This is a genomic window from Sessilibacter sp. MAH1 (genome assembly GCF_054658315.1).
The window spans coordinates 63,584-83,528 of the sequence record NZ_BAAGIC010000015.1 but is presented as its reverse complement, the minus strand read 5'-3'; the positions used below and the strand labels follow the sequence as shown (position 1 = coordinate 83,528).

Below are 19,945 nucleotides of genomic sequence, written 5' to 3'. Positions count from 1 at the left end.
GTATAAATCGGTGCTCAAAGTGACAAAGACTGAATGAGACTATACCATTGCCGACCATTTCGCCTAATCTGACCACGAACTCTACGAAAAGGTTGCGCTAAATTGCGTTTTCATGAACAAGGATTAAAAAATGCCTGATATTTGGATTGCCTGGGGAGCCATTTTACTCGGCTTTGTGGGGCTTGTATGGAGCGCGGATCGATTTGTAGAAGGAAGCGCGGCTTTCGCCGAAAATCTAGGTTTATCCAAATTAGTCATTGGTTTAACTATTGTCTCCTTGGGTACATCAGCACCAGAAATTGTTGTTTCTGTTAGCGCGTCGTTAAAAGATGAAGGGCAACTTGCCATTGGCAACGCGCTGGGTTCTAACCTAGCCAACATCGGAATGGTACTCGCGGCAACCGCTTTGATTTCACCCATACCTATTTTCAGACATATTTTAACGCAAGAACTGCCCATTCTTCTGGTGGTGACTGCGCTTGCGGGTCTGTTCCTGTTCGACGCAAAACTCGAAGTCTATGAAGGCATCATATTGGCCGCAACGGTCGTGCCTCTGATCAGCTGGATGATCATTAGCAAAAAAAATCATCATTCTCCCGAGGAAGAAGAAACTGAAATTGAATCTATGCCGAACAGCAAAGCAATTATGTGGTTTGTCATTGGCCTAGCATTATTGATTGGCAGTTCAGAGGTTTTAGTTTGGGGAGCCACCACCGCAGCCACACATTTTGGTGTTAGCCCGCTAATTATTGGTTTAACCATCGTCGCTATCGGCACCAGCTTGCCAGAATTGGCTGCATCGGTAATGAGCGCCATCAGAGGTCACCACGACATTGCGCTTGGCAACGTGGTTGGCTCAAATATATTTAACATTCTCGCGGTTATGTCTGTACCCGGAATTTTGGGTCCGTTAAGTATGGATGCCGAGGTATTCAATCGCGATTATTTAGCCATGGCAGCCATCACGGTATTTTTAGCGGTAGTGCTGATCATTGACTATGCCATTGCGTCCAAAAAACACGGCTCTGGAAAACTCGGTCGAATCATTGGCGCATTGCTATTAGCCGCTTATGTCACCTACTGCGTTTCCTTATTTACCGTATAACATTACAGAGACTCTCGGTTAAACCATCCTGGTTTAATTAAAGAGTTCTAGATCACAACGCAGTGAAATCCATTTTTCGTTGTTAGTGATTGTTGAGTTTTTAAGTTTTAAAAAAGAGAGAATTATTTTCCATGTCACCCACTTCACTTGTTGATGCCGGAAAAAGAACCGTCAGAATGGAATGCGAAGCTGTCGCAAAACTCGAAGCCCGCATTGATGATAGCTTCGAAAAAGCGTGTGAATTAATCCTATCTGTACAAGGTCGAGTTATTGTGACAGGCATGGGAAAATCAGGCCACATAGGTCGCAAAATTGCAGCAACTCTCGCCAGCACAGGCACACCAGCATTCTTTGTTCACCCTGGCGAAGCAAGCCACGGTGATTTGGGAATGATCACACCAACAGACGTTGTCATTGCTATATCCAACTCCGGCAAATCCGCTGAGGTATTAACACTCCTGCCGTTATTTAAACGCATGGATATACCCCTAATCAGCATGACGGGAAATCCAGAGTCGCCTCTGGCAACCGCCGCTGATGCTCATTTAGATATTTCTGTCGAGACAGAAGCCTGTCCTCTAGATTTAGCGCCAACCTCCAGCACCACGGTAACCCTAGTGATGGGCGATGCACTGGCGGTTGCGTTACTAGAGGCGAGAGGATTCAGCGCCGAAGACTTTGCCTTTTCTCATCCCGGTGGCGCACTCGGTCGCAAGCTTTTGCTCAAGGTTGAAAACATCATGCACAAAGGCGACGAAATTCCCGTGGTATTAACAACCACACCAGTAACACAAGCCCTTGTTGTTATGACTGAAAAAGGTCTCGGCATTACCACAGTTGCCGATACCGAAGGTGCTCTTTGCGGAGTATTTACCGACGGCGATTTACGCAGACATGTTGATCTCGGCACCAACTTGTCAACGGCAGTGATGAGCCAAGTCATGACGCCTAAACCGCAAACCGTTTCGCCAAATATGTTGGCTGCCGAAGCGTTACACCTTATGGAAACCCGAAAAATTACCGCGGTAATTGTCTCTGACGAACATCAAAAACTGGTTGGAATTCTGCACTTGCACGACATACTACGCGCGGGCGTGATTTGAATAACCAAAGTTGAACCGCCTAATCGCGCCACCGTTAACTCAATAGCTAAAGTAATTATGACCTCTACCTGCCTGAAAGAATTGTCGACAAAATTAAAAGAAAATATCCAACAAATAAAACTATTGCTTCTAGACGTAGACGGCGTTTTAACCGATGGCAAACTGTATTTCGGTAACGATGGTAACGAATACAAAGCATTTAACACGCTAGATGGTCACGGTATAAAAATCTTGCAAAAATCGGGTGTTAAGGTTGGCATTATAACGGGACGTAAAAGTGCTTTGGTTGAAAAACGAGCCAGAGATCTCGGCATCGAAATTTTAGTTCAAGGCAGAGAAGACAAGTACACCGCACTAAAAGAAATACTGGCTGAACATAATTTTGCACTCAACCAAGTTGCATTTATTGGCGATGATTACCCGGACTTAACCGTTATGACTAAGGTAGGTTTTGCGGTAACCGTGGCAAATGCTTTACCCGCCATGGTTGAACATGCGCACTGGCAAACAACTCGTAATGGTGGCGAAGGCGCGGTTAGAGAAACTTGCGATCTTATTATGCAGGTGCAAGGCACTTTTGATGCTGCATTAAGTCCTTATCTCCAGTAAGGTAGAGTTTGTAAACCAACAGTTTCCAGTCATTAGCAACATGCAATAACGCCCACTCGCTTAAAGTTATCCACAGTAGCCGTGTTAAAAAAAATCTTAACAACTTCCATCATTGCAGGCCTGTTTGTGCTTGTCATACTACTGTGGGAAAACCCTGAAATTACTCAGACTAAACCCGCCACTGAAACACAATCGCAGGCGCCAGTGGCAATTATACAAAATTCCAAAACTCGCCAATTCGACGCAACAGGTCGGCTACAGTATCTATTAGTTGTCGATAAGGCCGAGCAATACCTAAGATATAACGCACAAAACCGCCCGCTCGAAGCCAAACGAGGCTACACCGACTTAAGCAATCCTTTCCTGACGCTGTTTTCCGAACAACCCAATCAAACTCCCTGGAAAATCACCGCCGATCATGGGCGAGCAGAAAATAATGGCTCATTGATTACACTTTGGGGAAATGTGGTGGTCAGAAAAGACTTAGAGACCGGTGGAGAATATCGACTCACAACCGATAAATTGGACGTAAAACCTGTCGAACAAATCGCTGAATCAGAAAGTCCTGTGTCCATTACCAGCCCTGAAGGCATTGCCGACTCTGTTGGTATGCGTCTGAACATGATTACCAACATAACCGAACTACTTTCTCAAGTTACAGGCATTTATGAAACTCAACCTGCACCGTAAAAACGAAAGCGCCCAGCCACAACCATTCGCCTCGGCAGTAAAAATGGTCGTGGTTGTTATTGGATTATTGTTATCAATCAATACCGCCGTGGCATTGCCAAGCGACAGCGATCAACCCATCAATATTGACGCCGACAGAGCTGAGCGAAATGACAAAACCGGAGTAACCATTTTCTCTGGCAACGCCAAACTCAAACAAGGCACCTTGGTAATCGTCGCAGATACAATCACCATTCATCATAAACCCGAAGGCGTAGAAAGTATTACAGCGACAGGAAATCCAGCAACGCTTGAACAAAAACCCAAAATCGACAAACCCACGGTTAAAGCCGAAGCTAAACGCATTCACTACTCTGTCATCAATGAGAAAATCAAACTGTCCGTAAATGCGCAAATTGATCAGGGCGACGGCTCGAAAATCAACAGCGATACCATCGATTACGACCTTAAAGACTCCTATGCCGTAGCGTCGGGTGAGAATCGAGTGAAGTTGATTATTCAACCTCAAAATAAAGACACCACAAACACCAACCAATAAACCTTGTTGAATCTTTCAATTAATCACTACCAGCACTAAGAGTTATGAGTCGACTGAGCGCTAAAAATTTGGCCAAAAGCTACGGATCGAGACAAATCGTATCCGACGTTTCATTTTCTGTGTCAACGGGAGAAGTTGTTGGCTTACTCGGCCCAAATGGTGCGGGAAAGACCACGTGTTTTTACATGATTGCAGGAATTGTTAAAGCCGATCACGGCAGCGTTTGGATCGACAACGAAGACATTACCAATCTTCCCATGCATGGCCGCGCCAGACGCGGACTTGGCTATCTCCCACAAGAAGCATCGGTATTTAGAAAGCTATCGGTCAAAGACAATATTTTAGCAATCTTAGAGACTCGATCCGATTTATCTGCAACAGATCGCAAAGACCGAGCGCAACAACTTTTAGAAGAATTTCACATCACCCACGTACAAGACAGCCAAGGCATCGCCCTATCCGGTGGTGAGCGTCGTCGCGTCGAAATTGCTCGCGCGCTAGCGACAGAACCACGCTTTATCCTCCTTGACGAACCCTTTGCCGGCGTGGACCCAAAATCCGTCGGTGATATCAAGCAAATTATTGAACACCTTCAATCACGAGGAATTGGCGTACTCATTACCGACCACAACGTTCGCGAGACCTTAGATATCTGCGAGAAAGCCTATATTGTGGGCGGCGGGTTTATCATTGCCGAAGGCGACGCTGAGACGGTTTTATCCAACCAAAAAGTAAGAGACACTTATTTGGGTGAAGGCTTTAAGCTCTAAATTGAGCCGCCACCTCAACCGACCCTCAATAAAACAACAAAAGCCTCGACACCTATCAAAGAACCCACAGAAAGACTCTTTTTTAGCCTACAAGACCACCCAAAAGACATTTTAGGCGACATTAAAAAACCGCTTTACCTTGCTGTTGAAATAGGCGAACATTGGTCTTACTGTTAAGTGATCAACAAGTAATCCCCTCCGCTAAAGCACTCGCTGTTCTTTTATTTTTCCCCTCAAAACATTTATTTAAAGAAAATTCAAGGTTGGGCATATTTTTTGCTTAATAGATGTTGCAAAAACGCCCCTTTCAAGTCTACACTGACACTAAGCTTGATCAGAATCAGCTCCGATTCTGACACCGTTTTTGGAAGTAGTGTCAAGTTATGAAACAATCATTACAGCTAAAAATGGGTCAACAATTAACGATGACCCCTCAGTTGCAGCAAGCCATTCGCCTGCTACAACTCTCAACGCTCGATCTTCAACAAGAGATTCAAGAAGCTCTTGAGTCTAATCCCATGCTCGAAGTTAGCGAATCCGATGACTCTCACCTTGATAGCGGTGAGTCCGGCGACAACAGCGAACAACCCAACGAAATTTCCGACAACTTCAGCGAAGAAAAAGTTACCGCAACCGCATCCGAATCCGAATCCGATTCTGGCGACGCCCAAGAAGGCGAATGGCAGGAAAACATTCCCGAGGATTTACCCGTTGATACCCAGTGGGACGACATTTACCAAGGCAGTAGCAACTCTTCCTCGTCATCAGCCGTAGAACGAGACGACAGCTTTTTCGACAGCCAAATCGACAACACCGAGACCCTTCAAGAATACTTACTGTGGCAATTGAATCTGACTCCGATGTCAGAAACCGATCGAACCATTGCTTTAGCAATCATAGACTCGGTAGAGCCCAGCGGTTTGCTCTCAAGCAGTATCGAGGAGATTTTTCACGGCCTACGCGGTGACTGGCGTGAGAATGACGAAGATGCCGAACAAGAAAGCGGTGAGCTTGAAGCTTCTGAACCTCTAAACGAAGACGCAGATACAGACGAAGACCTAAGCCTCGACGAAGTGATTGCGGTTCAACACCGACTTCAACTGTTTGATCCTATCGGCTCTTGCAGCGTCGATTTGTCTGAATGTTTGATGGTACAACTCAATCAATACGCCAAAGAAACACCCGGACTGGAAACCGCCAAGGCGGTAGTTGCAGAGCATCTAGCGTTACTTGGCAGTCGTGACTACAAACAGTTAATGCGTAAATGTCGCGTTAAAGAGCCCGAACTCAAAGTTGCGATCGATTTAATTCAGGAATTAACACCTCATCCCGGCGCTACTATCGGCAGCAGCGATACCAGTTATATCGTTCCCGATGTTTTTGTGAGCAAGCAAGAAGGTCGCTGGATCGTAGAGCTGAACCCAGAAATAGCCCCTAAAATTCGCATCAACAACAATTACGCCAGTCTTGTAAAGCGTGCCGATAGCAGTGAAGACAACACCTTCTTGCGAGATAATTTACAAGAAGCACGCTGGTTCTTGAAAAGTTTACAAAGCCGCAACGAGACTCTACTGAAGGTTGCAAGCTGCATTGTTGAAAAACAACAGGGCTTTTTGGATTTCGGCCCAGAATCCATGAAACCTCTAGTACTTCACGACATTGCCGAAGACGTAGGCATGCATGAGTCGACAATTTCACGGGTAACAACGCAAAAATACATGCACACGCCTCAAGGCATCTTTGAGTTAAAATACTTTTTCTCAAGCCACGTCAGCACAGACAATGGCGGCGAATGCTCTTCAACCGCAATACGTGCCATTATCAAAAAGCTGGTTGCCGCAGAAGACGCTCGCAAACCCTTAAGCGACAGCAAAATTACCGCGTTACTGGCAGACCAAGGCATTCAAGTCGCCCGAAGAACCATTGCGAAATATCGCGAATCCTTGGGTATTCCAGCCTCGAACGAACGTAAAAGACTGGTCTGACCAACCATGACTCGGTGATCTCGACCCTAATTCATACCCGATTACACGGGTTTAAAACCTGTGTAATCAATGACTTAACTCTGACATGAGGAATAACAATGACTCTTAGCATCAGTGGGCACCACGTCGAAGTCACCGACTCTATTCGAAATTATGTTGAAACTAAATTTGAAAAACTCGGCAAACACAACCCGCAAATCACTACAATCAATGTTGTATTAAGGGTTGAAAAACAAAGACAAAAAGCAGAAGCTTCCGTACACATAAGTGGCAAAGATATATTTGCCGAGAGTGAATCTGACGATCTGTATATTGCCATCGATGAAATGGCCGTAAAATTAGATCGGCAATTGCTCAAACATAAAGAGAAAGCAACCAGCCACCGTTGATTATGGACCTCTCCAGCATTCTTACTCCCAGCCGCGTTAAATGTGGCTTGGAGGGATCAAGTAAAAAGCGAACATTAGAAAATGTCGCGCAATTCATTACTAAAGGATTCCCAGTTCTTGACGCTGATGAGCTCTTTCGCCGCCTGATGGCCCGCGAAAGACTCGGCTCGACCGGAATCGGGCAAGGAATTGCGATTCCGCATTGCCGACTGGAAAACTGTACCGGCGTCATGGGAGCGTTATTTAAACTTAATACGCCATTGGACTTTGACGCCATCGATGACGCGCCCGTAGATCTGATCTTTACGCTGCTAGTCCCCGAGGAAGCGGATGACTCCCACCTTAAAACTCTGGCGAAAATCGCTGAGGTTTTGTCCCAAACCGAGCTGGTAAAAAAATTGCGCAACTGCAAAAGTGATGAAGAGTTGTACCAAGTTATTACCCAGCAGTAATCTTTCGTTTCGCGGAGCATAAAATGGAGTTGGTCATTGTTAGCGGCAGATCAGGCTCAGGCATCAGCAGTGCTTTACGTGCGCTGGAAGACGCCGGAATGATTTGTATCGACAACTTTCCAATTACCCTGCTCAAGTATTTGGTCACATCACAAACGGATCAGTCCAAACAATTCGCCGTAAGCATTGATGCGCGCAGTAACCTACAAGAGTTAGAAGCTTTCGATAGTTTGTTTCCACAGCTAGAGAGTTTATGCCGCAAGACACAAATCATTTTTTTGGATGCCCGAGACGATGTTCTCATTCAGCGTTTTAGTGAGACTCGCCGCAAACATCCGCTAACATCCGATAATGTTGATTTGAAAGACGCTATTTTGGCGGAGTCTGAGCTTTTAAGGCCCATTCAAACCCGTGCAAGCCGAGTTATAGACACCAGTAATTTAAGTGTGCATGACCTTCGAAATCTGGTTCATAAATGGGTGACAGGTTCAGGAGCACCGCACATGGCGGTGCAGTTTCAGTCCTTCGGATTTAAACGCGGGTTGCCAGCTGATGCCGATCTAGTCTTCGATGTGCGCTGCTTGCCCAATCCATTTTGGATTCCCAAGTTGCGCGGCTGTACGGGTAATGATCCAGAAGTTGTACAGTTTTTAAAGAGTCAATCAATGGTTCACGCTATGATCGATTCAACACAAAACTTTTTAAAACAATGGTTACCTGAATACGAAAAAAGCAATCGCAGCTACATAACCATTGCTATCGGTTGCACCGGTGGGCAACATCGCTCTGTATATGTCTGTAATGCGCTCGCCGACCAATTAAAAGAAGATTTCGAAAATATACTCGTCCGCCATCGCGATCTGGCGGTGCCGAATCGCTCAAAAACGTCATAGCCGTGTACGGTTATAGTAGTAAACCGTCATAGCGGTAAACTACAGAGAGCATTCTTTTTTTAAAATTTCGATAATTTTCTAAAATAGCGACAATAATAACGATAAACGTTCTATTATTAGCCATCGAAATACAATAATAACAACAAAAGAACTCAACAATAATTTCATAAATCGCGATTAAGTTAACTCATTAAAAGTCACTCAATCACTTTTTATTACTATTCCAAGCGCCTACACAATGATCGAAAAGAATATCCTGGTCTCCAACACCAAAGGCTTGCATGCTCGTGCCGCTACTAAGCTCGCCAAATTGGCTATGCAATTTAGCGCGACACTTTCTATTGAAGCCAATGGAAAAAAAGCAGATTGCAAAAGCGTTATGTCGATTCTGTTATTGGCGGCATCTGCGGGCACTTTAGTAACCATCTGTGCAGATGGCAGCGATGAACAAGCTGCGCTTACTGCGATTGAAGCTTTATTTGCCGATAAATTTGAAGAAGACAATTGAACCCTTTTCACTGCCGTGTATTTTCAGACTTATATTTCCGCTAATATTTCGCACAAATAATTAATAAAACCTTCGTTTTATTTGAAAGCTAATTAATAACAAGATTAATCATTCGAAATCGCCTGCCCCAAAAAGTCTTTAAAAAAGAAATCTTTATCACACCGACTTGTCATGAACATTGCCTAGTCTCTAAACTAACAATATTGATTCACCCGCCTACAAAATCGTGTTTCAACCGAATTGTTAACTTTTTTGGTTGATAAAGCACCGCACGAATAAGCCATCATTAACTGAAGTGGGAATTTATGGCCTCTAGTAAATCGAAAACGCAGCTACTGACTCTAGAATCCCATTCAAAATTAACCGAGATATTATCGGCGCTCGATAGCGGCGCGTTTAATTCAACACGTCGGATGTTGAATGGCCTTCAACCGGCCGCAATTGCGCACTTATTAGCATCTTCACCACCCAATCGCCGGATGTTAATTTGGGAGTGGGTAGATAAAGAGCTTGAAGGTGAGGTAATTCAAGAACTGCCTGACAATGTTCGCGGCCAGCTTTTGAACGAGATGGATACTGCCGATCTTGCAGCAATGGCCGAAGAACTGGAAGCCGATAACGTTGCGGATATTCTTCAACAGCTCCCAGACCAAGTGATTCAAGAAGTTTTGGCGACCATGTCGAGCCAAAACCGGTCTCTTGTAGAGTCGATACTGTCCTACGATGAAGACACCGCCGGTGGTTTAATGAACACCGACACCATCACCGTGCGGCCGGATATCACTCTCGACGTAGTTCTTAGATACTTAAGACGACACGAAGAATTACCCAACTCGACCTATTATCTTATTGTCGTCAACCGATCGGACATTTTCTTGGGTTTGTTACCCATTACCAAATTATTGACCTGCGATCCGAGTTTAACCGTGCGCGAGATCATGGATACAGACGTGACGGCAATTCATTGCGAAATGAAAGACACCGAAGTAGCCAGTCTGTTTGAACGCGAAGACTGGGTAATGGCACCGGTTATCGACGATGAAGGAAAATTGATTGGACGTATCACCATTGACGACGTTGTTGACGTAATTCGAGAAGGTGCCGATCACTCCTTAATGAGTATGGCGGGTCTTGAAGATGACTCGGACACCTTTGCGTCGGTACGTAAAACCTCGCCTCGACGCGCTATCTGGTTAGGCATCAACCTGTTAACCGCCATCATCGCATCCATGGTGATTAGCCTATTCCAAGATACCATCGACAAGGTTGTAGCTTTAGCAGTGTTAATGCCCATTGTCGCAAGTATGGGTGGTGTTGCCGGCAGTCAGACCTTAACCGTGATTATTCGAGGCATAGCGCTTGGTCATATTGGTCGAGGAAACCTCTCTTGGCTACTCAGCAGAGAGTTTCAAGTCGGCCTAATTAACGGCATTGTCTGGGCTGCGATTATGGCGATTATCGTGATGTTTTGGTTTGACGATAAAATAATCGCCTTTATTATTGCCTTCGCGATGATTGTGAACTTAATCTTTGCCGCACTGGCGGGTGCCTTATTACCCGTCATTCTAAAAGCCCTGAAAATAGACCCGGCTTTAGCTGGAGGTGTGGCATTAACAACCGTCACCGATGTTGTCGGCTTTTTTGCATTCTTAGGGCTTGCAACCTACTTCTACACATAACGAAAGAAATATAACTAAAGAAACAAGGCGAAATGCTTACGACAAGGGTAAACTCACACCACTTATAGCGGTACAAATTAAGATTTTAAAGATAGAACAATGACTGACGAATATTTTGATGAAGACTTGGGCCCCAGTAAAACCCAACGAAAGAAAGAATCCAACGCTCTTCAAGAGTTTGGCGAGAAGCTTACAGCCCTTAACGACCAACAGATTGCGACGCTAAACTTAGACAGCGATATTCTTGATGCCGTAAAACAAGCTCGCATCATGAGACCTGGTAACGGTCGCCGTCGGCAGATTCAATACATTGGTAAATTACTGCGCAACAGTGATTTTGAGAGTATTCAATTAAATTACGATGAGATGTACAAGGAGCAAGAAAACCAAGTGCAACTTCATCATGTTTGTGAGAATTGGCGCGACAGACTGATCGACGATAACTCAGCCTTACAAGATTTTATTGATCAATACCCACAAGCAGACCGCCAGCAATTGCGCCAACTGCTCAGAAATATTCCAAGCGGTGATAAAACAGAAAAATCCGTTGAAAGTACACGTAAGCTGTACAAGCACATCAAACAAATCATCATTTCTTAAAAACTACTGTACCTGAACTTATGTCGCTGGAAACTCTAGACTAATCAGAGTTTCCTACATTAAACATCGGTGCGTCACGTCAATTGGCCGATGGAAACGACAGCTTAGGATCTTAAGTTTCTTTTGGCGGTAATGCTTTAGAAGATTTATTTTGAGCGTCTTCATTGGCTTTTTTTCCGGCTTTTTTCGCAGCGTTATCATCAAATAATCGCACGAATTCTGTTTTCGGATTATCCCAAGAGCCGGTAATTTTATAGCTAACACTCGCGACCTTATCGACTTGTTTTTTGAATAACTTACTTGCCACATATACACCGGCCGCAGCGGGTAAACCACCGGCAAGTGCTGCTAACAACGTTAAATTACCACCAACCGGCAAGGTCGCAACCAAGGTGGTGTCCATTTGCTGATTTACCAAATCAAAGCTTCCTGCGTAACTTAATGTGCTTGAAGGCGCTTTTACCTTAACAGGTAAAGGCACAAACATTTCTCCGTTATTAAATTGCAAGCGGCCATCAATACTGTCAAACGCCATACCGCTATCGACCAAATCCGAAACGCCCAATTTCAAACGCCGCGCCCAAGAATCAAAATTAAATAACGCAATTAATCGTAAAAACGCATCGCTACCGCCTTCTGTTACACGAACAAAACGACCATGCTCGATATCAAGATCAACCGCACCGGACAAATTATCCAGCTCAATAGCTGCAGGCGAGCCATACCACGCTAAATCTAATCCAAATTTAGCTCCGGATGATTCAAGAAATTGCGGCTGTTGCCAATTTTGTAAAGTGTCTTGAATACGTGCGGCAGATACAAGTCCGGTGAAGCTCGATCTCATATCATCAAAATCAGTCCAAATTAATTGGGCACCACCCTCACCATTGATACCCGATATTTCAAGACCATTAATTTCGCCCAAAATATTGTCGACACGCAGCTCGTTATCGGTTGGGTTTAAATCGAATCTCCATTGACCATAGGGTTTGTCGTTAAAATAAAGGGCTTGAATATCAACTTGCGCATAAGGTATTTCAGAAATATCCACATCTGCCAAAGGATCGGTCGCAGTCTGTACCGAATCATCGTCGGCAATATCAGACTGTATTTTTAAATGTTCCAGCTCCACAAATAGCGGGGCACTTTCGTCTTCAGAGATCCGAATTCGTCCTTTTAAAGGATCGCTTTCAAACGCAATAAGCAAAGCATCATCCAGCCGACCGCCAATGGCATGCAAATTATTTACTTCCCGAATTTTGACATCTGCATGATTGGCAATTAAATCAAAGCTAAGGTCCAAGCTTTTTCCCGAAGATTTTTGAACCTGTGACTGAAACTGTTCATAACTATTGAGTGTTTCTAGCCATTGATCCAACTGGAATTTAGGTAACTGTCCGGTTACGCGCAGTCCTGAATAATCAATCGGTGCCTTATCAAACAGGCCAATACCGGCACTCTGTATAACACCGTCAGTACTCAGAAACGAAAATTCAACATTCTTGTTGCTAAGCTCTTTGCTGATTGAGCTTATTTTTCCGCTGTAGATATTTTGATGATCATTAATTTTAAGTTGTAAATTAAATGGCCAAAAATCATCTTCTAGCTTGTTGAAAGGTTCGGGAAGATTTACAGAAACACCGACTAAATCCGATTCAATATTTAATACTGTAGCGGGCTTATCTTTAGACGTTTTAGACGCTGAAGGGATAATCAACTCGCCATCGACCAAGGCCATACCTTGCGCAAATAATAATTCTGGACTTTGCAACCATTGTTGCACTTCGCGAACATCAACAGAGCTGCTGAAATGCACACTGGTATTGCTTGCTCCGAGCGATGCCTGTGTTTGAAAAGAATCGCTATAGCCTTCACTAACGATAAAAGCCGATGCCGGTTGATTCCAGAGCGAAAACTCTAAACCACTCGAACTCAAACCCAACTCGCTGCTAAATTCCAATGGCCCGGTTAAATCTTCTAAAACCAAACCGATATCGCCCAGCATTAAATTTCCGGGCGATAAGAATAAATCAACGTACTGAGATCCCTCTAATTCGCCATCGGAAATAGGAATCTGCAATGATATTGCACCTTCGAATGCACTGCTCAGCTGCCAAGCATCCAACGCCGATCCTAGATTTTCTTTAATAGGTGTTTCCGTTAATAATCGAATGCCATCGCCACCAGGGCCTTGAACTCGTCCGTGAATATTAATGAGATCTTGCTCATTAATGCGCTCAATAGTGGCGACCACATCGTGCAAATGCGTATTCCACAGCTGTGCAGAGTCAACATTAACCGTCGCTTGTTTGTTGTTTAATTCAACCCGACCTTGAATGTTGGAAATATTCGGCCACTGCGGATGAAAGCTTAATTCGCCACTCTCAATACCTAGCCAAAGTTGAGTATTAACCTCTCCGCCACGCGCTAAACTGCCACGATAAATAAACCCCGACTCCGTAATTTCACCTTGATGAATGGAAGTCTCTAACCATGACTTAAGATCTGGATTGATAACCTGCGGTATAAATATCTGCCGATATTTAAAATCACTGTCGACCAAACTGATAAACATATCCATATTGGACGAGCGCGTGCCTTCATACCAAGGTAAATCAATGGCAACCTTGCCCACCGCTGTACCAATTTCACCATCGAGATAAATTAAACCTGTATAGATTTGTATTTGGTTATTCTCCGGTGATAACTGCCATTTTATCGACCCTCGCGCAGTATCAAATTGCATTGGAGATTCAAAGGCAGTCGTAAACCATGCCGAAAATCCATCGTAGCTGTTAAGAACCACCTCGCCAGATCTGGCGGTAGCACTCACATAACCGGTAATATTTTTCAGTTCCGGAGCACCGCGCCAATCACCAACTGAAACCGAATGTAAATTAGCGGATATATGAAACGCCTCGGTATCAAATATCGGAAATTCAATATGCACAGCCGACAAACTGCCCGTGGGGTGTAGGTCGGTAAGAAGTTCTTGAAGAAAGCTTTGGTTTTCTAAAAATCCCAAAGAAAAATCACTGAGCTTGGATAGATCGATCTGTGGAAATGCGAAGTTCCAAATATTGTCTTCCAATAAAATCGATAAATGATCGATACGCGCTTGATGTTGCTCCCAATGAATTATGGAATCGCGCAACTCTAAACTGACTAAAAATTCGTTGGGACTAAAATTAATCGTTCCACCAACGGATGTTTCGAAAAAACTCGGTATTTGTGAGCCGTTAATGGTGGCGTTTTCAACGGTTGCAGATAACCCACCCACAATTTTATATTCAGAGCGCCGTTTACTGGTTAACCATAATTGAGCGTTTAGCGAATCGTTTTCGGGGTCTACATCGTTAAAGGCGAGATCAGCCTGAGGAAAAAAGTTTTTAAGCTCGGCTAAGGGGAACTGTGAGAATTCAACAAAACCGGTAACGTCTCTGTGATCTATTGAACGTGGATCACCATGAGCTTCTAATACCGCGCGCGCAAGTGGTTTTTGGTCAAATTGAATATTCGCTAATAAACGATGAAAATCTCGTTGGTTTTGAAATTCGATTTCTGAAATCGACAAATCAATTATTCGTCCTGAATAGGTTTCAAGCGATAAAGAAACATTTTCGATGGATAAACTGTCGGCAATAAAAAACAAATCTGTTGGATCATCAATGGCATTATTGGTCGATGAGGTTGTTTTAATACCCGCTAACTGCCACGCGCCCCTGGCACTTTGTTGCAGGCGCAGTGATGCCTCTGAAAAGGCGATACTTTTCCAAACCCAATTTCCACGCACCAAACTCGCTAACAAATCAACTTCAATCACCGCCTGTTCTACAGCAATACTGGGTAAGGACTGCGTGTCCGTCGGCTCGGTTGGAAATATCTGCAAACCTTGAATTGAGATGGCAGGAGTAAGATTTAGCCATTGTGCGCTGAGCTGATCAATGCGCACATCGCTGGAGATACGTTGGCTAATGATATTCGCGAAATAATCTTTATTACGCTCAATCAATGGCGTTGCCAGACGACCACCTTGAATAAGCAGTGCAGATACAACGATGAGTAATGCAATGCTCAGCCAAAATACGTTAGCTGATTTAATGAATACTTTTTTCATACATTGCTTGTGGAACGAAAACCTTTTGTCATTAATGGTTTTTCTGTCGTCGGTAATTTAATTCAAGCCGCTCTATCAGCTCGACCTAGATTTGTACTTAAAAACACAATGCGTTGCAGATAAACGTCTGCGAGTTGCGTATTTTTGTACAATTCAGTTACTTGCATCGGTACAAATTAAACCAAATTTGAAGTTAACATCGCTATTAACTGTTACACCGAATTTGGTTTTGATAGCGGTTTTTTGTACCTCACCACTCTATCAATGGTCGCTGTACCGCGCCTGAATTAATCATTTGTACAAAAATAGATTTTTGATCGATTATCCAATATGTTCTTACAAACTCAGACTAGGGCTAGAATTGCACCTTAGGCTAATTTACCGTAAAAAATCTGCGCGGTTTATAGCGATTACTTAAATCAATTATACGTTTTTACCGATTATTTAAGACAATCAATACTAAATAGGAATAATGTCGTATTGTTCTTGGCTGTAAATAGCCTCGACCTGAAATTGAATTTCACGACCAATAAAAGCCTCTAAATCGGCAACATTTGCCGACTCTTCATCGAGTAAACAATCAACAACCAGTTGTGATGCCAAGACAAGTATCTTAGGCGTATCGTAAGTTCGAGCTTCACGTAGAATTTCACGAAAAATTTCGTAACAAATAGTTTGTGCAGATTTAAGCGTGCCGCGACCGTCGCACACGGGGCAGGGTTCACACATGATTTGTCCAAGAGATTCTCGCGTGCGCTTGCGCGTCATCTCAACCAATCCCAACTCGGACACACCCGTTATGGTGGTTTTGGCGTGATCTTTTTCCATAGCTTTTTCAAGCGTTCTTAAAACCTGCCGCTGGTTTTCTTGCTCTTTCATATCGATAAAATCGACAACAATAATGCCACCAATATTGCGAAGCCGAATCTGACGAGCAATGGCGCTTGCCGCTTCAAGATTAGTTTTGTAGATGGTTTCTTCGAGATTGCGATGGCCAACAAAACCACCGGTATTCACATCAATGGTCGTCATGGCTTCGGTTTGCTCGATAATTAAATAACCGCCTGACTTTAAGGGCACCTTTTTGCTAAGAGCTTTCTGAATTTCGTCTTCGACACCGTACAAGTCAAATAACGGACGCTCACCGGGATAATGCTCGATTTTGCCAGCAATTTCCGGTGCATACTGTCTGGCGAACTCAATCATTTTGCCGTGCACTTCACGGGAATCGACACGAACTTTTTCGATATGAGGTTTTACCAAATCTCGTAGGGTTCGCATAAACAAGGGAAGATCTTGATAAATAACCGATGGCACCTTAGCCTTTTTAGCTTTGTTAGACAGGTCCGCCCACATCTTTTGCAAAAAGGGAATGTCGGCGACCAGATCATCTTCTTGCGCACCTTCGGCGACGGTGCGAACGATAAACCCTCCCTCGGGCCGCTCTGGCAGGTCAGCGATGGCTTTTTCAACCAGAGTTCGTAAACGATCCCGCTCTCCATCATCCTCAATGCGTGTTGAAATACCAATGTGCTCGGTTTGTGGCATATACACTAGGTAGCGTCCCGAAACCGATAAATGAGTGGTTAATCTCGCGCCCTTGGTTCCTATGGCATCTTTAGTGACCTGCACCGTTAGGGTTTGGCCTTCATGAACAATATCTCGGATATCAGGAACCTGTGCAGACCGATCTTCCATGCCGTTTTCATCCAGCGGTGCGATATCGGCCGCGTGAATAAAACCTGCTCGCTCCAGCCCAATGTTGACAAAGGCGGCTTGCATACCCGGTAAAACCCGAACGACCTTACCTTTAAAGATGTAGCCCACAAACCCTTTGCTCTGCGTACGTTCGATATAAACTTCTTGCAGCACACCGTTTTCAACTAAGGCTACGCGAGTTTCAGTTGGGGCAAAATTAATTAATAACTCTTCGCTCATATTTTTTCTTTATTATTAATGACTAAGGGAAACGCCGATTAACCTAGAGTTTCCAGTGACACAAGGATGCGCCCCAGTGATTAAATCACGGTTGAGTTAATCACAGGTTCCTAAGGTATCTTATGATGAGCAAATGTTTAACACTCAACTCGTTAACGTCTTTAAATACTTATCGAAGCCATATGGGAACGCCAATTTCTTTAAACATTGGCACCAAAATCTCTATGGGTAGGCCAACCACATTGCTGTAACTACCAACGATTTTCTCAACAAATACACCGCCATAACCTTGAATGGCATAGCTACCGGAGCGATCCTGTGGTTCGCCGGTTCGCCAGTAGGCTTCAATCTCTGACTCCGATATCGAGCGAAAGGTCACCAGGGTGGTACTGGTGTTAATCAGCTTGGTTTCACCCCATACAATGGCCACGGCACTAATCACTTCATGATCTCGTCCTGACATCGCCAAAAGCATGGATTTTGCGTCGGCAAGACTGGTTGGTTTTTCCAAAACCCTGCCATCGCAAACGCCTATGGTATCGGCACCCAATACTGCCACTGAGTCGTCATACTGCTGAGCAATAAACGATGCTTTCTCTAATGCAAGACGCTGCACATACTCTAAGGGTGTTTCAGTTGCGGAGTAAACTTCAGGAACATTGGCTGGCGCAACAATAAATTGCACGCCAATTTGTTCGAGTAATTGTTTTCTACGAGGAGATTGCGAGGCCAGTACCAGTTGAGCTGGATTCATGGGAGGTTTATATCCTATAAATGTTCTATCCGTTTCAATTTAAAGACTTTTTCGCAAATGTAAACTGTGTGGCAAAAAAGCATCTGAAGTTTTTAGACAAAACATTAGCGCCGTCTTGACGGCTTTAGGAGCTAATTTGTTGAGCTTGAGAAGGCCGCCAGCGGAATAGTGAATCTAATTGACGTGACTGTAAAACCTGAGCGTGACTGTAAAACCTGAGCGTCGTTGTGAAACCTGAGCGAACCTATAGACCAATTCCCACAGCCGTAGCAGTGTCAACTAACGCGGTAAATGACCCGAAAACGCTCCAGTAAGACGTGCACAATTGGCCACAACAAAGCACTGGCAACGGCGGGTAATAGGAATTCGCTCGGCCGAGCGGAATGTCCGGTAAGACTGTGCACCCAGTTCACAAATAATTGATAAATACCCAGCATAACGAATATCCAGATCGCTTGTTGCCAAGGTTGGTAGGTGCGAATGCGCTGGTAAGATAAAAGGCAAATATAAGCAACGATAACCATGGCCAGTGTGTGCTGGCCGAATACCGAAAAAGACACTACATCGAGGGATAACCCGGTCATCCAAGCACTTAAAATACCGACGGTTTGCGGTAACGCCAAAGACCAGTAAATAAATACCATGGCGACAAACTGAGGGCGCAACCAACTAATTTCTTGCGGTAGCGGCATCACACTCAGCATTAATGCGACAACCACCGTTAAGACGATAAACCAACGATTGTTAGCAACAACAGTTTGCATCAAGGTTCGTCCGTTAACTCGGCGGTAGTCGTTGATTGCGGCGTGGTTGTGTCTCTAAATACCAGCAAAACATGACGACTGCGATTTAACTGAGCCATAGGCTCAACTCTAATGCTCGCAAAAGGTCTACCAGGATCGTGGATCACTTCTAAAACTCTTCCGACCGGATAACCACGAGGGAATCGCTGGCCAAGGCCGGAACTCACCAACAGATCGCCTTCTTTAATGTCCACGGTATTTGAAACATGGCGTAGCTCAAGGCGATACAAATCACCGGTTCCTTCTACAATGGCGCGAACACCGTTGCGGTTCACCTCAACCGGCAGAGCGTGAGTGCTGTCGGTAATGAGCAACACCTGACTCGATATTGGCCCAACCTCAACGACCTGCCCCATTAAACCATGGGCATCTAACAAGGGTTGACCTACATAAACGTTGTCTCGGGAGCCTTTATTAATGACCACCTTGTGCACCAAAGGATCGGAAGAAACGCCAATCATTTCGGCCACTAACACCTGTTCAGCAACCATTTCTGCCGAATTCATCAGCTCACGCAAACGGACGTTTTCGGTGACAACGGCAGCCATGCCTTGCAGTTTACGCTGATGAATCAACAGCTGTTCCTTGAGGGCGCGGTTTTCTTCAACCAACTGATCACGGGTAACAATATTAACCTGACCCCATTCGCTAATTCGTGAGGGAATACTGGTGACCCAATAAAAAGGAGCGGCTACAGCGGAAAGCTTGGCTTTAACAGGCTTGAGATATGGGGTGAAAACATCGACAAGGATAATAGTCATCGTGAGCAAAATTACCCACAATGTGATTCGGGATAACGACGATGCACCTTTGGAAAATAGCGGTTTAATGGCAATTTCCTGATATTAATACATGTGGAGTCATTAACAATCGGATGAGTAACGATCATCCAAAGACAAACACGAAATACTCTGTGTTGTTAAAGAATAGCATTATCTAAAAAAGAGTTGGCTAAATTTTAGCTCTCTTGCAAGCATCCTTGCTTGCAATCAATATGAGAGCATCGAGCGCA

General features: G+C 44.4%; 18 protein-coding genes. 13 read left to right on the top strand and 5 right to left on the bottom strand.

From position 1 onward, the window contains the following. Window positions 1–130 precede the first annotated feature (130 nt). The 13 genes from ACYQ28_RS14705 to yjgA all read left to right on the top strand — a co-directional run bounded on the left by ACYQ28_RS14705 (window position 131) and on the right by yjgA (window position 11,321). On the top strand, window positions 131–1,105 hold the full coding sequence (locus ACYQ28_RS14705; RefSeq protein ID WP_460051285.1) for a calcium/sodium antiporter: 975 nt from the start codon (window positions 131–133) through the stop codon (window positions 1,103–1,105). Window positions 1,106–1,236: 131 nt separating this feature from the next. Continuing rightward, window positions 1,237–2,208, top strand: a complete 972-nt coding sequence (locus tag ACYQ28_RS14700) for a KpsF/GutQ family sugar-phosphate isomerase (protein WP_460051287.1) — start codon at window positions 1,237–1,239, stop codon at window positions 2,206–2,208. Window positions 2,209–2,265: 57 nt separating this feature from the next. Further along, complete coding sequence (gene kdsC, locus ACYQ28_RS14695; RefSeq protein ID WP_460051289.1) at window positions 2,266–2,817, top strand: 3-deoxy-manno-octulosonate-8-phosphatase KdsC; 552 nt, start codon at window positions 2,266–2,268, stop codon at window positions 2,815–2,817. A gap of 81 nt (window positions 2,818–2,898) precedes the next feature. After that, window positions 2,899–3,507 (top strand): LPS export ABC transporter periplasmic protein LptC, encoded by a 609-nt coding sequence (gene lptC, locus ACYQ28_RS14690; RefSeq protein WP_460051291.1) that lies wholly within the window; start codon window positions 2,899–2,901, stop codon window positions 3,505–3,507. Next, window positions 3,485–4,045: a lipopolysaccharide transport periplasmic protein LptA gene (gene lptA / locus ACYQ28_RS14685; RefSeq protein ID WP_460051293.1), complete on the top strand. Its 561-nt coding sequence runs from the start codon at window positions 3,485–3,487 to the stop codon at window positions 4,043–4,045. Before lptC ends, lptA begins: the two co-directional genes overlap by 23 nt. 44 nt (window positions 4,046–4,089) lie before the next feature. Then, the gene (lptB, locus tag ACYQ28_RS14680; RefSeq protein WP_460051295.1) at window positions 4,090–4,815 is read left to right on the top strand and encodes an LPS export ABC transporter ATP-binding protein; all 726 of its coding nucleotides are present in this window, start codon (window positions 4,090–4,092) and stop codon (window positions 4,813–4,815) included. 383 nt (window positions 4,816–5,198) lie between these two features. Further along, window positions 5,199–6,800, top strand: coding sequence for an RNA polymerase factor sigma-54 (locus ACYQ28_RS14675; protein WP_460051297.1), 1,602 nt, complete (start codon window positions 5,199–5,201; stop codon window positions 6,798–6,800). Window positions 6,801–6,898: 98 nt separating this feature from the next. Further along, window positions 6,899–7,189: a ribosome hibernation-promoting factor, HPF/YfiA family gene (gene hpf, locus ACYQ28_RS14670; protein WP_460051299.1), complete on the top strand. Its 291-nt coding sequence runs from the start codon at window positions 6,899–6,901 to the stop codon at window positions 7,187–7,189. 2 nt (window positions 7,190–7,191) lie between these two features. Beyond that, on the top strand, window positions 7,192–7,641 hold the full coding sequence (ptsN, locus tag ACYQ28_RS14665; protein ID WP_460051301.1) for a PTS IIA-like nitrogen regulatory protein PtsN: 450 nt from the start codon (window positions 7,192–7,194) through the stop codon (window positions 7,639–7,641). 23 nt (window positions 7,642–7,664) lie between these two features. Beyond that, the gene (rapZ, locus tag ACYQ28_RS14660) at window positions 7,665–8,534 is read left to right on the top strand and encodes an RNase adapter RapZ (RefSeq protein ID WP_460051303.1); all 870 of its coding nucleotides are present in this window, start codon (window positions 7,665–7,667) and stop codon (window positions 8,532–8,534) included. Window positions 8,535–8,772: 238 nt separating this feature from the next. Continuing rightward, window positions 8,773–9,042, top strand: a complete 270-nt coding sequence (locus ACYQ28_RS14655) for an HPr family phosphocarrier protein (RefSeq protein ID WP_460051305.1) — start codon at window positions 8,773–8,775, stop codon at window positions 9,040–9,042. Window positions 9,043–9,347: 305 nt separating this feature from the next. Then, on the top strand, window positions 9,348–10,721 hold the full coding sequence (gene mgtE, locus ACYQ28_RS14650) for a magnesium transporter (protein ID WP_460051307.1): 1,374 nt from the start codon (window positions 9,348–9,350) through the stop codon (window positions 10,719–10,721). Between the two features lie 99 nt (window positions 10,722–10,820). Continuing rightward, complete coding sequence (gene yjgA, locus ACYQ28_RS14645; protein ID WP_460051309.1) at window positions 10,821–11,321, top strand: ribosome biogenesis factor YjgA; 501 nt, start codon at window positions 10,821–10,823, stop codon at window positions 11,319–11,321. Between the two features lie 112 nt (window positions 11,322–11,433). On the opposite strand, the gene ACYQ28_RS14640 is transcribed toward yjgA, so the two are convergent. The 5 genes from ACYQ28_RS14640 to mreC form a co-directional block, all read right to left on the bottom strand. Next, window positions 11,434–15,438, bottom strand: coding sequence for a YhdP family protein (locus ACYQ28_RS14640; RefSeq protein WP_460051311.1), 4,005 nt, complete (start codon window positions 15,436–15,438; stop codon window positions 11,434–11,436). Window positions 15,439–15,897: 459 nt separating this feature from the next. Next, on the bottom strand, window positions 15,898–17,376 hold the full coding sequence (gene rng / locus ACYQ28_RS14635) for a ribonuclease G (protein ID WP_460051313.1): 1,479 nt from the start codon (window positions 17,374–17,376) through the stop codon (window positions 15,898–15,900). A gap of 169 nt (window positions 17,377–17,545) precedes the next feature. Further along, the gene (locus tag ACYQ28_RS14630) at window positions 17,546–18,130 is read right to left on the bottom strand and encodes a Maf family protein (protein ID WP_460051315.1); all 585 of its coding nucleotides are present in this window, start codon (window positions 18,128–18,130) and stop codon (window positions 17,546–17,548) included. Window positions 18,131–18,405: 275 nt separating this feature from the next. Continuing rightward, window positions 18,406–18,894 carry a rod shape-determining protein MreD gene (gene mreD, locus ACYQ28_RS14625; RefSeq protein ID WP_460051317.1) on the bottom strand — a complete coding sequence of 163 codons (489 nt, stop codon included), beginning with the start codon at window positions 18,892–18,894 and terminating at the stop codon, window positions 18,406–18,408. Next, window positions 18,894–19,763 carry a rod shape-determining protein MreC gene (gene mreC, locus ACYQ28_RS14620; protein WP_460101154.1) on the bottom strand — a complete coding sequence of 290 codons (870 nt, stop codon included), beginning with the start codon at window positions 19,761–19,763 and terminating at the stop codon, window positions 18,894–18,896. The genes mreD and mreC overlap by 1 nt, the downstream gene beginning before the upstream one ends. Window positions 19,764–19,945: the final 182 nt, after the last annotated feature.

What these genes read in the sequence shown, in the direction of transcription:
- ACYQ28_RS14675 (WP_460051297.1), top strand. Translation starts at nt 5,199, where the DNA reads ATGAAACAATCATTACAGCTAAAAATGGGTCAACAATTAACGATGACC.
- ACYQ28_RS14705 (WP_460051285.1), top strand. Translation starts at nt 131, where the DNA reads ATGCCTGATATTTGGATTGCCTGGGGAGCCATTTTACTCGGCTTTGTG.
- kdsC (WP_460051289.1), top strand. Translation starts at nt 2,266, where the DNA reads ATGACCTCTACCTGCCTGAAAGAATTGTCGACAAAATTAAAAGAAAAT.
- hpf (WP_460051299.1), top strand. Translation starts at nt 6,899, where the DNA reads ATGACTCTTAGCATCAGTGGGCACCACGTCGAAGTCACCGACTCTATT.
- ACYQ28_RS14640 (WP_460051311.1), bottom strand. Translation starts at nt 15,438, where the DNA reads ATGAAAAAAGTATTCATTAAATCAGCTAACGTATTTTGGCTGAGCATT.
- yjgA (WP_460051309.1), top strand. Translation starts at nt 10,821, where the DNA reads ATGACTGACGAATATTTTGATGAAGACTTGGGCCCCAGTAAAACCCAA.
- rapZ (WP_460051303.1), top strand. Translation starts at nt 7,665, where the DNA reads ATGGAGTTGGTCATTGTTAGCGGCAGATCAGGCTCAGGCATCAGCAGT.
- ptsN (WP_460051301.1), top strand. Translation starts at nt 7,192, where the DNA reads ATGGACCTCTCCAGCATTCTTACTCCCAGCCGCGTTAAATGTGGCTTG.
- ACYQ28_RS14630 (WP_460051315.1), bottom strand. Translation starts at nt 18,130, where the DNA reads ATGAATCCAGCTCAACTGGTACTGGCCTCGCAATCTCCTCGTAGAAAA.
- mgtE (WP_460051307.1), top strand. Translation starts at nt 9,348, where the DNA reads ATGGCCTCTAGTAAATCGAAAACGCAGCTACTGACTCTAGAATCCCAT.
- ACYQ28_RS14700 (WP_460051287.1), top strand. Translation starts at nt 1,237, where the DNA reads ATGTCACCCACTTCACTTGTTGATGCCGGAAAAAGAACCGTCAGAATG.
- lptB (WP_460051295.1), top strand. Translation starts at nt 4,090, where the DNA reads ATGAGTCGACTGAGCGCTAAAAATTTGGCCAAAAGCTACGGATCGAGA.
- lptA (WP_460051293.1), top strand. Translation starts at nt 3,485, where the DNA reads ATGAAACTCAACCTGCACCGTAAAAACGAAAGCGCCCAGCCACAACCA.
- rng (WP_460051313.1), bottom strand. Translation starts at nt 17,376, where the DNA reads ATGAGCGAAGAGTTATTAATTAATTTTGCCCCAACTGAAACTCGCGTA.
- ACYQ28_RS14655 (WP_460051305.1), top strand. Translation starts at nt 8,773, where the DNA reads ATGATCGAAAAGAATATCCTGGTCTCCAACACCAAAGGCTTGCATGCT.
- mreD (WP_460051317.1), bottom strand. Translation starts at nt 18,894, where the DNA reads ATGCAAACTGTTGTTGCTAACAATCGTTGGTTTATCGTCTTAACGGTG.